Annotated in this window: 11 protein-coding genes and 2 pseudogenes; 4 read left to right on the forward strand and 9 right to left on the reverse strand. The window is 42.2% G+C overall.

Features of this window, described 5'->3' with window-relative positions; genetic code table 11:
- Positions 1 to 91: 91 nt before the first annotated feature.
- The 3 genes from RMZ95_RS17805 to RMZ95_RS17815 all read right to left on the reverse strand — a co-directional run bounded on the left by RMZ95_RS17805 (position 92) and on the right by RMZ95_RS17815 (position 6,110).
- Positions 92 to 1,048 carry an RNA polymerase sigma factor, RpoD/SigA family gene (locus RMZ95_RS17805; RefSeq protein WP_322686662.1) on the reverse strand — a complete coding sequence of 319 codons (957 nt, stop codon included), beginning with the start codon at positions 1,046 to 1,048 and terminating at the stop codon, positions 92 to 94.
- A gap of 637 nt (positions 1,049 to 1,685) precedes the next feature.
- Positions 1,686 to 4,943 (reverse strand): carbamoyl-phosphate synthase large subunit, encoded by a 3,258-nt coding sequence (gene carB / locus RMZ95_RS17810; protein WP_322686661.1) that lies wholly within the window; start codon positions 4,941 to 4,943, stop codon positions 1,686 to 1,688.
- Positions 4,944 to 5,555: 612 nt separating this feature from the next.
- Positions 5,556 to 6,110 (reverse strand): Dps family protein, encoded by a 555-nt coding sequence (locus RMZ95_RS17815; protein WP_322669776.1) that lies wholly within the window; start codon positions 6,108 to 6,110, stop codon positions 5,556 to 5,558.
- Positions 6,111 to 6,564: 454 nt separating this feature from the next.
- Between RMZ95_RS17815 and RMZ95_RS17820 the strand changes: the two genes are divergently transcribed.
- The gene (locus RMZ95_RS17820) at positions 6,565 to 6,822 is read left to right on the forward strand and encodes an Asr1405/Asl0597 family protein (protein WP_322686660.1); all 258 of its coding nucleotides are present in this window, start codon (positions 6,565 to 6,567) and stop codon (positions 6,820 to 6,822) included.
- Positions 6,823 to 6,885: 63 nt separating this feature from the next.
- On the forward strand, positions 6,886 to 7,554 hold the full coding sequence (locus tag RMZ95_RS17825) for a (2Fe-2S) ferredoxin domain-containing protein (protein WP_322686659.1): 669 nt from the start codon (positions 6,886 to 6,888) through the stop codon (positions 7,552 to 7,554).
- A gap of 661 nt (positions 7,555 to 8,215) precedes the next feature.
- On the opposite strand, the gene RMZ95_RS17830 is transcribed toward RMZ95_RS17825, so the two are convergent.
- Together RMZ95_RS17830 and RMZ95_RS17835 are read right to left on the reverse strand one after the other, a co-directional pair.
- Complete coding sequence (locus RMZ95_RS17830) at positions 8,216 to 10,189, reverse strand: ATP-binding protein (RefSeq protein WP_322686658.1); 1,974 nt, start codon at positions 10,187 to 10,189, stop codon at positions 8,216 to 8,218.
- 96 nt (positions 10,190 to 10,285) lie between these two features.
- Positions 10,286 to 10,609 (reverse strand): hypothetical protein, encoded by a 324-nt coding sequence (locus RMZ95_RS17835; protein ID WP_409882929.1) that lies wholly within the window; start codon positions 10,607 to 10,609, stop codon positions 10,286 to 10,288.
- 187 nt (positions 10,610 to 10,796) lie between these two features.
- Here RMZ95_RS17835 and RMZ95_RS17840 point away from each other — a divergent pair, with 187 nt between their 5' ends.
- Positions 10,797 to 11,042 (forward strand): toxin-antitoxin system HicB family antitoxin, encoded by a 246-nt coding sequence (locus RMZ95_RS17840; protein ID WP_322686656.1) that lies wholly within the window; start codon positions 10,797 to 10,799, stop codon positions 11,040 to 11,042.
- Between the two features lie 55 nt (positions 11,043 to 11,097).
- Here RMZ95_RS17840 and RMZ95_RS17845 read toward each other — a convergent pair.
- Both RMZ95_RS17845 and RMZ95_RS17850 read right to left on the reverse strand, forming a co-directional pair.
- Positions 11,098 to 11,439, reverse strand: a pseudogene (locus tag RMZ95_RS17845) (putative toxin-antitoxin system toxin component, PIN family); the annotation flags it as partial.
- Between the two features lie 59 nt (positions 11,440 to 11,498).
- Positions 11,499 to 11,753 carry a hypothetical protein gene (locus RMZ95_RS17850; protein WP_322686655.1) on the reverse strand — a complete coding sequence of 85 codons (255 nt, stop codon included), beginning with the start codon at positions 11,751 to 11,753 and terminating at the stop codon, positions 11,499 to 11,501.
- On the opposite strand from RMZ95_RS17850, the gene RMZ95_RS17855 reads away from it, so the two are divergent.
- Positions 11,747 to 11,875 (forward strand): hypothetical protein, encoded by a 129-nt coding sequence (locus RMZ95_RS17855; RefSeq protein WP_322686654.1) that lies wholly within the window; start codon positions 11,747 to 11,749, stop codon positions 11,873 to 11,875. The two genes, RMZ95_RS17850 and RMZ95_RS17855, sit on opposite strands and share 7 nt — an antisense overlap.
- A gap of 124 nt (positions 11,876 to 11,999) precedes the next feature.
- Here RMZ95_RS17855 and RMZ95_RS17860 read toward each other — a convergent pair whose 3' ends face one another.
- Positions 12,000 to 12,122: a pentapeptide repeat-containing protein gene (locus RMZ95_RS17860; RefSeq protein WP_322686729.1), complete on the reverse strand. Its 123-nt coding sequence runs from the start codon at positions 12,120 to 12,122 to the stop codon at positions 12,000 to 12,002.
- 599 nt (positions 12,123 to 12,721) lie between these two features.
- A pseudogene (locus tag RMZ95_RS17865) lies at positions 12,722 to 13,372 on the reverse strand (hypothetical protein); the annotation flags it as partial.
- Between the last annotated feature and the right edge of the window lie 230 nt (positions 13,373 to 13,602).

Here is a 13,602-nt window from a genome sequence, read left to right on the forward strand (position 1 = left end):
AAAGTCAGCGTATTTTCTCACCAATTGGTCAGTAGTCATTGGTCTTTAGTCCTTTGTTAACAACTAATGACAAATGACTAATGACAAATGACTAACTTGCCAAATATTCATCCATGTTGGCTTTAGACTTGCGAAGTTTGCTTAAGGCTTCCCGTTCAATTTGTCGGACTCGTTCTCTACTGATGTTCAATATTTCACCAATTCTAGCCAGAGTCAGAGCTTGCCCATCAGTTAAGCCAAAACGCAGTGTGATTACTTCCCTCTGTTGTGGCGTGAGATCGCCCATCAAGCGATCTAAGTCATAAGATAGGGAAGATTGCATAACAAACTCTTCGGGAGAAGCGCCTGGATCTTCCAGCATTTCTCCAAGTTCGGTGTCGTAGTTATCACCCAGCCGCAAATCCAAGGAAAGAGGCAAACGCGCCTTTTCTAAATACTCTCGCACTTGTTTGGGCGTCAATTCTAATTCTTGAGCTAGCTCCCCAGCCGTAGGAGCGCGTCCCAACTTTTGAGACAATTGGCGCTGTGCCTTTTTAATCTTATTTAATTTTTCGGTGATATGGATCGGCAACCGAATGGTACGAGCTTTTTCGGCTATAGCACGAGTAATAGCTTGCCGAATCCACCAATAGGCATAAGTAGAAAATCTGTACCCTTTGGTGGGGTCAAACTTTTCTACGCCCCGTTGCATACCAATACTACCTTCTTGGATCAAGTCCAGTAAATCGACGTTGCGCTTGATGTATTTTTTGGCAACGGAGACTACCAGCCGCAAATTGGCTTCTACCATCTTGCGCTTGGCAATTTCACCATCTGCGATCGCTTCGTTCAACTCTGCTGGTTCTAGGTTTGTTGCTTTGGCCCACTCTTCTAGAGTCGGTTGATAACCTAGCTGGGTGGCAAGAGATTCCCTTGATTCGTGCAAAGCGCAGGAACGTTGCACTTGTTTACCATAGAAAATCTCTTCCTCGTGGGTTAAAAGTGGCACACGGCCAATCTCACGCAGGTAAGTCCGCACGAGGTCTGTGGCTGTCTGAGCGGTCTTCATGGCGCTACTCTTTGGTAATGATGGGGTTGGCGGTAGGGTCATTAAGGGATAGATGCTTTCTTTAGCTTTCTTTATTTATTAAGGTTCTACCCAGTCAGACTGGGAACCCGTACTATGGTTTGCAACTTACGCGCCTGAGAAAGTCGTCGTCGGCTGCTCATAATAATCAAATTTAGGCTTCTTAACTGCTAAAACTACAGTTATTTTCTATTTTTCACAAGTATCTACAGTTAGATAAAAGGTTGCTTTTTAAACATTTTTTATGAAAGTCCTATTAACAATTGTAACATTTCTGAGAATATTTTGGCTAGATGGCGACATGAAATTTCCTGGTTTTTCCAGTTCATTGAATGTTGGTCTCTATCTGAAGGTTGACTAAAAGTCAATTTAAGAAACGATCTGATTCAAATAATTTTCCTCATATTTGTTAAAGTATCTCAATGAGAACTATATTCATTCTCTTCTAACAATTGTTTAATTTTTCTGGCAATTGGGAATTGTAAATCGGGAATTGGGCATGGGGCATGGGGCATTGGGTGTAGTTATTCCCCTTGTCTCCCCTGCTCCCCTGCTCCCGTTCGGCTACGCTCACGGCAAGTCTGCTTCCTGCTCTTTTACTTCCCTGCTTTCCTACTCCCTAAAGAGGGCAGTACTCTTGGATAGTTTTTACATCCAAAGTCGTATTTTGTAAGGAACGGATAGCGGCGACAGTAGCTTTTGCACCAGCGATGGTAGTAATGATGGGTATTTTGTAAGCTAAGGCTGTGCGGCGGATTAACCTAGCATCAGTCTGGGCTTCTTCCCCTGATGGTGTGTTGATAATAAGTTGGATTTTCTGGTTTTTGATCGCATCTAGGACGTGGGGACGACCTTCATGGAGTTTTAAGACTAATTCAATATTTAACCCCTGCTCCAGAAGAACTCGGCGTGTACCAAGGGTAGCCATCACTGTAAAGCCCAAATCGATAAATTCCTTGACCACACCACTTGCAGCAGCTTTATCGCGATCGCTCATTGATACAAATACAGTTCCCGTTAGCGGTAAACGCTCCCCAGCACCCATCTCCGCTTTGGCAAAGGCACGGCCAAAGTCACTGTCAATCCCCATCACCTCACCAGTGGATCTCATTTCTGGGCCCAATATTGTATCAGTTCCTGGGAATTTATTAAAGGGTAATACAGCTTCTTTTACAGCAATATGTATGGGAATGACTTCCTCTGTAAAATTTAGCTCCTCTAAGGTTTTACCCGACATAATTAAGGATGCTAGTTTCGCTAGCTGTACGCCCGTAGCTTTAGATACAAATGGCACTGTGCGAGAAGCGCGGGGATTGGCTTCTAAAATGTAAACTTGGGGAGAATAGCTGCTTGCACCGACAACGGCAAATTGAATATTCATCAACCCTACGACTGACAATGCTTGTGCTAGCTGTATCGTCCAAGTACGAATCTGATTGAGAACTGCTGGTGATAGGGAAATGGAAGGTAAGGAACAAGCAGAATCTCCTGAGTGAATCCCTGCTTGCTCAATGTGTTCCATAATACCACCAATTACCACTCTTCCTGTATGGTCGGCGATCGCATCGACATCGACTTCAATCGCGTTTTCCAAAAACTTATCAATTAAAATCGGATGTTCTGGTTCTACGAGTACCGCAAAGGTCATGTAGCGTTCCAACTCAGAATCGGAATAAACGATTTCCATCGCCCGTCCCCCCAACACATAGCTGGGACGCACCACCACTGGATAGCCAATACGTTTGGCGACAATCAGCGCATCTTCGTAACTCCGCGCAATACCATTAGGTGGTTGGGAAATATTCAACTGTTGGAGAATCTTTTCAAACCGCTCCCGGTTTTCTGCCATGTCGATGGAATCTGGCGATGTCCCCCAAATTTTAGTGAGCAGTCCTGATGCGTCATTGTTAAGAAACTCTTGTAAAGGAATAGCCAACTTTAGCGGCGTTTGTCCGCCAAACTGGACAATTACCCCGACTGGATTTTCAGTTTCGATGATGTTAAGAACATCTTCTTTTGTTAACGGCTCAAAGTAAAGGCGATCGCTGGTATCGTAGTCTGTCGAAACTGTCTCTGGGTTAGAGTTGACCATAATTGTCTCATACCCCGCATCCTTCAAAGCATAGGCGGCGTGACAACAACAATAGTCAAACTCAATTCCTTGTCCAATGCGGTTGGGGCCACCACCCAAAATCAACACTTTTGGCTTGGTTACAGGCAAAACCTCTGTTTCTTCTTCGTAGGTAGAATAGTAGTAGGGAGTAAACGCTTCAAACTCAGCAGCGCAGGTATCCACTGTTTTGTAAACTGGGATGATTCCTAGTTGTTTGCGGTAGGCGCGAACTTCATCTTCGGTGGTTTTGGTGGCATAGGCAATTTGGCGATCGCTATATCCATCCCGCTTCACTTCATAAAGTTGCTCTTTTGTCAATTGCTGCAAAGGTGTCCGCTTGAGGAATTTCTCGACATCTAGCAATTGCTGAAATTTATCTAGGAACCAGGGGTCAATACCAGTGAGTTCGTAGATTTCCTCAGCACTAATCCCTAGTTGCAAGGCATGGCGCACGGAGAAAATGCGATCGGGGTTAGGTGTTCGCAGTTGGGCGCGAATTTGTTCGCCACTGGGTAATTTTTCGGCTCCATCGCAACCCCAACCAGCGCGTCCGGTTTCGAGCGATCGCAGTGCCTTTTGGAAGGATTCATTGAATGTGCGCCCAATTGCCATTGCTTCCCCAACTGATTTCATTTGGGTTGTCAGCACTGCGTCAGAACCGGGGAACTTTTCAAAGGCAAAGCGGGGAATTTTTGTCACCACATAGTCAATTGTCGGCTCAAAGGACGCGGGAGTTTTCTTGGTGATGTCATTTTTAATTTCATCCAAGGTGTAACCCACAGCCAATTTTGCGGCCATTTTGGCGATCGGGAAACCCGTGGCTTTGGAAGATAAAGCCGAACTGCGGGAAACGCGCGGGTTCATCTCAATTACAACCACATCGCCATTAACTGGATTGATGGCAAACTGAATATTAGAACCGCCAGTTTCCACACCGATCTCGCGGATGATTTTAATTGCCATATCCCGCAGCCTTTGATATTCTTTATCAGTAAGGGTTTGCGCGGGAGCGACGGTAATAGAGTCTCCGGTGTGGATGCCCATAGGGTCAAGGTTCTCGATGGAGCAGATAATCACCACGTTATCTGCCAAGTCACGCATCACTTCGAGTTCATATTCTTTCCAGCCGAGTAAAGACTGGTCAATGAGAATTTGCGAAACAGGGCTGGCATCTATACCTACCTGTGCCATTTCTTCAAATTCTTCTTGGTTGTAGGCAATGCCGCCGCCACTTCCACCCATTGTGAAAGCTGGACGAATAATTAGGGGATAACTACCAATTTGACGGGCAACAGCTTTGGCTTCTTCTAAAGATTCGGCTGTGCCACTGGGACATACGGCTACCCCAATCCTTGCCATTGCTTCACCAAAAAGTTTCCGATCTTCAGCTTTTTCGATCGCTGGGAGTTTAGCGCCGATTAACTCAACGCCGTACTTTTCCAACACTCCATTTTTGGCTAAAGCAACGGCGATGTTGAGGGCGGTTTGTCCTCCCATCGTTGGTAGGAGAGCATCGGGGCGTTCTTTTTCGATGACTTTTTCGACCAATTCCGGTGTCAACGGCTCAATGTAAGTGCGATCGGCCGTTTCCGGGTCGGTCATAATCGTTGCAGGGTTGGAGTTGACCAAAACCACTTCATAGCCTTCTTCTCGGAGCGCTTTGCAGGCTTGAGTGCCAGAGTAGTCAAACTCACAGGCTTGTCCGATCACAATTGGACCAGAACCTAACAGTAGAATCTTCTGGAGGTCGTCACGGCGGGGCATAGTCGTTGCCTTGGAATACGAGAATAGAAATCCTGATCATTTTAAGGGTCTTTACCCCCTATGGTGCTTTTTATTATTAAGTTTTCTAAGTTTGATGACAGGAAGGAGTGGGGGAGCAGGGGAGCAGGGGAGCAGGGGAGACAAGGGGACAAGGGGACAAGGGGACAAGGGGGAATTATTGAACAAGTCTTTTCCTTTTTTCTTGTCTACCTTGTCTCTTCCCCATGCCCAATGCCCAATGCCCAATGCCCAATGCCCAATGCCCAATGATTATTTTGTATTTTTAATTTTATTTAATTATGATGCTCAAATTTCTAAAGCTTTTGCGAATCTTTATTATTTAATCTGATGAAACTTGCAATAAATGATCATTTATTTTGGTGTATATCTGTCTGCTTATTTATATACAAAGAGATTATTTAAATAAAAATTTATTTTAACTAGCTAATTGCTAAATATTTTCAACATTAAATATTATATAAATATGTTTACTTAAATTAAAAATGGCAGAGAAATGGGGATACCATTCTCTGCCATTTTTTATATTATTTTAATAGTTGGTGCTACCAACTTTTTTTCAGTCTAGGTAGACAAATCTAGATTATGAGAATTTTAGCTTTGAGCTGCTTGGACAAACCCTAAAGTTAAGCTGTCTTTGGCGAGGAAGTGAGATAAATGATACGCACGTTCCTCAGTTTTCAACAAAATCTTTTCGTACAGATAGCGCGTACCTCGATCGCCTAAACTCTCTGCCTGAGCAGCTTGGCGACGAATTACGCCAATGATTGCTTGTTCGGCAGCTAGATCGTTTTCCACCATTTGGCGAGAGGAATATACGCCTTCAGATTCTTGCTCAAAACAGGTTAATTCTGCTAATTTACTGAAGGTAGCTACTGGCACACCACCCAGTCCATCTAAACGTTCTCCAATTTCATGAACGTGGTCTTGTACTTGGTTGTAGCTTTCGTTAAAAAACTCATGCAGAGAGTAAAATTCTGAGCCTTCAACTACAAAATGATGCTTTTGGTACTGCAAGTACAGTGCCTGGAAACTAGCTAATACAACGTTAAATCCTTCTGTTACTGGAGCAGTTACACTGCGATCCAGTAACACAGGATTGTCATATACATGACCAAAATTCCGTAACAAAGTTTGCGTTTCAGACATTGTTCTCCTCGCTATTTAGCAATTATAGATTTTAACTGCTTATTCTTTACATATTAACATTTTCACAATAATAGCAAGCCAATTTGCCATCACAATATTTTGTATTTTTGTTTACTAAAAGTCTTAAGTTTATTGTTTGCTAGATTATGGCACGCTCATCAAGTTGTGTATATTTCTCATTACTGTTGACATGAAAATTTAAGTGTGCATCCATCCCGAAGGGAGGAGGGGAGATGGAGGAGTAAATGCCTCCTTGGCTTAATATTCCTCGTCATCCCCCTCATCTCCCTCATTGGGGGATTGCAAGAATTATATTTTTTTTCCAAAATTAATGAGAATTGTTTGCACTTAAGGTATGCTGGTTTTAAGAGGCTAGACTACTAAGATTTTCAAAAAGCAGGAAGTTAAATGGCCGTAGTTACTACAAGTTTGTTGCACTTTGAGGGCAATTCTCTTGAAATCGTATAGTTCTGAAATAGAAATAAACCACCTTGTAGAGGTGAATTGGGTAGACCGCTGGCAAGTCTATCAACGCTTAGAGGAGTTAGACATTCCCTGTAGTTGTGCGACTAACCAGCCATTAAAAGTTGAAATTAGCAATCTGACTGCGGCTGTTCAACTTTGGAGTGTAGTACGGCGATTTACAGCCTCTCGTCAAGACCAAATTTGGACTCTTGAGTGTTGCTGGAAAAGTCGCTATCAACAGTTCTAATTTTTTGCTACTGCTGAGAATATCTCGCTTGACAGCTTGTTTTAGTAAAAAGGAGGTTAAAAAATGGGTGCATCTCACAATATGGAAGTATCAAAATTTTGCCTTGAGGGCAGATTTATAGATTTTGTTATTAAAGACGGCTATAAGCTAAAAGGTTTACTGCTAAGTACTCATGAGGGTGAATGCTACGTTAAACTCGCTAAACACTTACGGGCTGCTTTTGATTTGCGGCTACCAGCAGGTACTTGGCTACAAGTTGTTGGTTATAGAGAATACGATATAAAAAAAGACAAAGTTACACTCAAAGCTGAACGTGTGATGGCGGCGCGTTCTGAAACAGCAACAATTCAAACGATCGCACCAGTCCAAGAACCCCCATCGATTGATAATGTTAAGGTAAAGCCAGCTAAGGCTAAAGCCACTATTTTGGTGTGTCAAAAGTCTGATTGTATGAAACGCGGTGGTAAAGGAGTTTGTCAGGCGTTGGAGGCAGCTTTAAGCGATCGCGGTTTAGAAGACCAAGTTACAATCAAAGGCACTGGTTGTATGAAGAACTGTAAAGCCGGGCCGAATTTAGTAATGCCAGATAAAACCCGCCATAGTCGAATTCAAGCTGCACAGGTTCCAGCGTTAATGGATAAGCATTTTGGTGACAAGAGTTTATCAGCGCAGCCTGAGAATTTAAGGGAAGTAGTGATATCTAATGGCAAGCTTTGGGGAAAAAATTCATAAAATCTTGACATTTCGATGAAAAAGCTTAATAATATCTTCTCAAGTGTGTTCCGTTAAGACTCGGCTGTAAAGCCCGCTAGAAGTTTGTAATAAAATCAAAAAACTGGCTTTAATTAAGGCCAGTTTTTTGAATGAAAAGGATTTTTCTTAAGCAATTTTTAATTGGGATGGTTCGATAATTTAAAAAGATTCAAGGGAATGTGATTGATTGGTGAGTACGTAGACGCACTGAGGCTTGTTGTTAGACATCGCTTACAGTGGAAGCGTCAATCATCAATGACTTAAAAACAAATGCCACACACCCCGCAGTGGATATACATCGTTTTTTGGACATTTTCTACGATAGTCATGATTTTTGGATTTGAGTGGATTTAAACAAATCGCGTTTTTAGCTGGCTGATACCATTTTGAATTTTAAATTTTGGATTGTGTCTCTTAATGTGAAGCAAGCTATGCGTAGTGTCTCATTTAATACAGAATTACATTGAGCGATCGCCACACTTTCTCATAAGAAAGGAAAATTCGCTTAACATTTTTATGTAATTGCGTTCAGCCGCCAGTCTCTCGAATGCAAGTAGGCTGAGATATTGCGCTTACCCGTTGCTGTGCCAGAGGTTGAAATCCCAGGCTCATAATGCAAGTCCACTCAAATGGACTTGCATTATGAGAGAGGAAATTGATTAGCAGTTTCTTGTTGAGACTTGTGGGTTTTCTGGAGAGTAGGTTGCAAATTACATGACTTAGTTAGACAAAATAGCAACAACTGTCGGATGGATGTAGCTTGCAGATGGTCAGGGAAGACAATTAAAAAGTCATTTAGGTCTTGGATAGCTTTACCAATAGATTCTGAGGAAGCACCTTTTGATAAGGCATAGCGATATAAATCGTTTGCTTGTTGAGTGTATTGAGCAGCCAAATAGTAAAGGGCTAAATTAAAGGTATTACGCCAGTCTTTAGCATCTTCTTTGCAATGCTCTGTAGCCAGCTTGATGGCAGGTACTAAGATAGTTTGTGCTTTGCGTGGTTGGTTAAGGGCTAAGTAGACTAAAGCACGATTATACCTAGCATCTTCATAACGTTTTTCCTCATAAGCTTTTAACCCATTTGCTAATTGCTTACCCCAATACTGAACTTCAGCAGAATCCCCATCTTTACCAGCCTGGAACATTGTTTTTGCATATTGTTGGGCAAAAGTGGGTTGATTTTTGAGGATAGCAAGAAATTCATTCAGAGCTACTAGTAAATTCCTTTGCGGTGACTGACATAATTTATGGTACAAAACATTTAAAGTGTGACTTTGCCAGCTAGGATCGCGCTGTTTGTTATCTTCATCCAATTGCAAATCGTTCCGCAGGCTGTCATAATATTGAGCCAACTTACCATGTATGTCAGCCCAACCTTGCGGCGATGAAAGGCGTTTGTGGCATAACATTTGGGTTTTGACGACATCATGATAAACCCAGCCGTTGCTACGTTCGTTGATAAAAGATGTTTCTTTCAACCAAGAAAATAGCTCATCAGCTTCTTCTTCCGTTCTTAATTTGGCTATAACATCCCGGTTCAAGCACCGAGGAATGGCAGCATCAAGCACCACTTGTCGCCGTTTGGGATCGTCAATCCATTTTAAAAAGTTTTTTACAGCACTACTGCTAGGCTCAATTACCTGGTTGGGGTGATTGGGATGAGCATCTGCTAACATTTCTATTAGCAGGGGTAAGTTTCCAGAAGCGTTTAAAATCACTTCAACAATGCGATTATCTGTAATGCCTTTGTGAATTAGGTATTGTTTGGCTTCTTCTTCTGTAAACGGTTCTAGAGGCAAACGAACTATTAATCCTTCGTAGGATGCCCAGTCATTTTTATCTAATTCTTGCCGACTGGCAACGATCATTAATATATTGGCAGAGACTTTACCGTGCTGGTTCTCAAAAATTTCCCGTAGCCAGTTCTCTAGGAATTCTCCGGTGCGTTCTGAGGTATCGAAAAACAGGACAACAGGAGTTTTATCAGCAATTTTAGAAATATCTTGCAAAAATAGCGGGGTCAGAACTTCTTTAGGTTCTTTAACTAAATGTACCTCATCTTTATTTGTGATTTTCTTTGCAACATAAGACGCCCATTCGCCGGCTTGGGTGGCCAAAGCATTCTCATCTACAAAGTCAAATACAGCACCGCCAACTGGAACTCGACGCGCCAGATGCACACCAGTTTTTACCATAGTTTTCCCAACAAAAGCGGAAAAACCTTGAGGAGCTTCTGGATCTGTTTCTAATTCTTGGCACTTTTGGCAGTAAACTTTGTAGCGATCGCTAAACTGCGTTAGCTTGTAACCTTGCTGTTCTAACTCTTCAGCTATACGACCCATAACCTCTGGTATAGTTTTTTCAACTTCATCGATGTAAGCCGAAATCATTTTTGCTTCGTCAGCAATTTTCCGAAACTGCCGCAGCAAGGTAGTTTTACCAACTCCGCCTTGACCAGAAACGTTAAACAGAAAACAATGGCGATTGTCTTCTACTGGTAATGCTAAATTTTGGCGAAATCGGTTTATTTGGTCTTCACGACCGACAAAATTTGATTGTTGACGTTGCTTAACAATATCTTGTAAACTCTTGGGCTTGTCTTGGGTATTCATAACAAGATTTAATTTTGAGGCGTTAATGTCTATAAACAGAACTACCAAATATACAAAATGTATTTCGGAATTTACTAAACTTTTTCGAGATAGTTTTTATGCGTTGACCTTCTGAGGCTCGATGTTGACCTTCTGAGGCTCGACTTTGACCTTCTGAGGCTCAACGTTGACCTTCTGAGGCTCGACTTTGACCTTCTGAGGCTCAACTTTGACCTTCTGAGGCTCAATGTTGACCTTCTGAGGCTCGACTTTGACCTTCTGAGGCTCGACTTTGACCTTCTGAGGCTCAACGTTGACCTTCTGAGGCTCAAAAATGCCTTGGCGATTAGAAATCGCGGCTATACAGACAAAACCCGCACTTCGGCACCTTTCGGCTTCGCTCAAGGCAAGAAGCTCAGTGACCACCTGCGCGGGTTTCAAAAATCTTTGGAAACAAAATGCAAAAACGGCATAACATTGTTATGCATAACAATGTTATGCCTACGCTTTGTCATGAGCAAGGCAATGTAGTAGTAGCGTAGGCGTAGCCCGCACTTCGACAAAGCTCAGTGACCACCGCAGGCATCGCTTAATATTTGTATGCATTTGGGTTTAGCGAGAGCATGTCATGAGCAACCTGAGCATCCAGCTTCCTGACTCTTTGTACAAAAGTTTGCAGGAACTTGCCAAACAAGACGGGATTTCTATCGATCAGTTTGTGGCGACAGCAGCTGCGGAAAAAATCGCTGCACTAACAACTGAAATTTATCTAGGGGAGTTAGCAAAGCGAGGCAGTCGAGAAAAATACGACGCAGTTTTAGCGAAAGTACCAGATATTGAACCGGAATCTTACGATCGCTTACCCACAGGCTAACAATGCAATGCAGGGGATGTGTAGAGTCCTCAACCTCAGTGTTAAGTTCATTTGATTATTCAGGTATAACCAACGTCAGAAAATCTTTGGCACTAACAATTGCAATACCTTGATAACTGCCCAGAGGTAACAAATGCCGCTTGTCGCCCGTGACAATATGAGTTGCATTCCCAACAACGGCGCATTCTAGTACCATGTTATCGTTTGGGTCAGTAGTGAGAAAATTTAAAGTGTTGGCAATTGTGATTAATCGTAGAAAAGTAAGCAAATCAGCTATTGTCTCAATTACTTGAATAGGCGTAAATTTCAACTTCTGTTCTAACTTTTCGGTTAGTTCATCAAGTATTTCTGGACAAATTAAACCTTTTACCCGGCCTTGGCGTGCCAAATCAATACAGTGATAAGGACTACCTTTTCAGCCAATAGCAGATAGCAAAACATTTGTATCAAACACTACTATTGGTCGCACTCTCTGTCCTCATGCACTAAGTCATCTATAAATGACTCACGTTGATCTTCTGACATACTATCCCAATCTAAACCACGTTCAGCACACAAGTTCCGTAATTGGGTTTGGGCATACTCCATATGAGAATTTCGCTCTTGCTCACTTTCCTGTGCTAGGGCTAATAATACTACTCGTTTACTTTCTGGAGGTAGCTGCTTGACTAATTCAATTACTTGTTCATCGCTCAGTGTCAGCTTTGGCATGGTTGTTACCGGAAAACTGGATTAGTTTTTCTCAATTCTTATTTCAGCGTATCAAGAGATTTGACTTGCGATCGCCTACAATTTGTCATGAGCAAGGCAAAGTAGTAGAAGCGATCGCTTAATATTTGTATGCAATTGGGTTGAGTGCTGGTTCGGTGGGGTGCGTTAGCAGAGTAAAGTATCAAAAGTATCTAGAATGATGCATTAAGAATATAATGCACTCAACAAATTCTTAATGTTTGTAGGTTACTCATCGGAGTCTGAATCTGAATCCTCATTCAAGTCTGTTAAATTTTCGTCCTCAAGATTTGCCCCTTCAAGCTTCGCCCCTTCAAGATTTGCCCCTTCAAGATTCGCCCTTTCAAGAATCGCCCGTTGAAGATTCGCCCGTTGTCGCTACTATTTGCTTGCACTACCAGTTCACGTCCGCCGATTAATACTTGTAAGCAAATTTCACGCCCATTAAATCGCTCTACTTTTCTTTGCACTTCACGCACAAATTGTTGAGCAATCTCAGTGGCAATTTTACCCTGCATAGCAAGCTCATCTAAACCATCGAAGATAATCAGTAAGCGTGAATCAGCTTTATCTTTATCTAGGGGATTATGTCTGAGAAAGCCGTAGTCTCGCACAAACTTACCAACTGCATCAACTAAGTCATCCAAGGGAGCAAAAAGATGCAAAGGGATAAATAAAACTGGAATTTTCCCTTTTTCTGCTTGGTTAGCTGCAAAGATTTTGGCAAAGGAAGATTTACCACTTCCTGGGCCACCACTAATCACTCTAATGGCATCATTGCGATCGCCTTTTTCTAACCAAGCTTCTAGTTCAGTTTCTAAATCAAGAACAATTCGCTGATATTTCTCATCTTCTCTCACCCGGCGTGCAAATTCTTCTTCTTTTTCACCCGCAACTTTCTGCTTATAGTAGGCGTGTAAAGGAACATAAACCTGTTTTAAACCAAAAGCTTCTAAAAGCATCGGTTCTTCAACCTGTTTTTGTAGCCAAGCTAAATAACGCTGCCATGACTGTTCCCGTTCATTGGCTTGAGTAAAGGGGGTATTCAGTTCTTCTTTTAAACAAGCATATTTTTCTGGATGTTTTGCCCACTCTTCATGTAAAGCAAACACAAAATACGTAGGAAGACGATGACTAATTGTTAGTGCCTGTGCCTGATTGACGCTAAAGTATTTTAACCAGTCGGCAAAAGCAGTTTTAATCGCTTCCAGAATCGGCAAATCTTTGGGACGGCGAAAAAAATCTTGGTCAATACGCAATTCTATACTTTCTAGGGAATGGTTGAGGCGATCGCACAATAGCTCAAGATCGCTTTGGTTTGGTTTTTCAAACAGTAACTCTTGATTTCCTTTTATCAAACTAACTATTGCTTCTACCAAAGAACGGTAAATTAGTAACCAAGCAACTTCCTCTGGTGCTGACCCTAAACCTAGTGCTGATGTAGCTTCCACAGCATCTTTGGCTACCTCTCCCCACTGACCTAAGACCCCATTTATTACACCTTTTCCTAGTGATTTGAATAGTTCTTTAAAGTCAGCGTTAATGGGTTTATTCCATAATGCAACAGGTTTGCTGACTGAAAATCCAGAGGTATTGCTCATAACTGTTGTATGACGCTGGTAGATGTACTGAGTTAATATATTTCAACAAGGTTTGATCGGATTCTTACTGAAAACCAGCAGTAAATTTAATAATTTATCTGGATATTTTTATGCGTTGACCTTCTGAGGCTCGATGTTGACCTTCTGAGGCTCAACTTTGACCTTCTGAGGCTCAATGTTGACCTTCTGAGGCTCAATGTTGACCTTCTGAGGATCGGAAGAGCGTCGTG

It is taken from the genome of Nostoc sp. DedQUE07, assembly GCF_034530975.2.
Lineage (GTDB): Bacteria > Cyanobacteriota > Cyanobacteriia > Cyanobacteriales > Nostocaceae > Nostoc.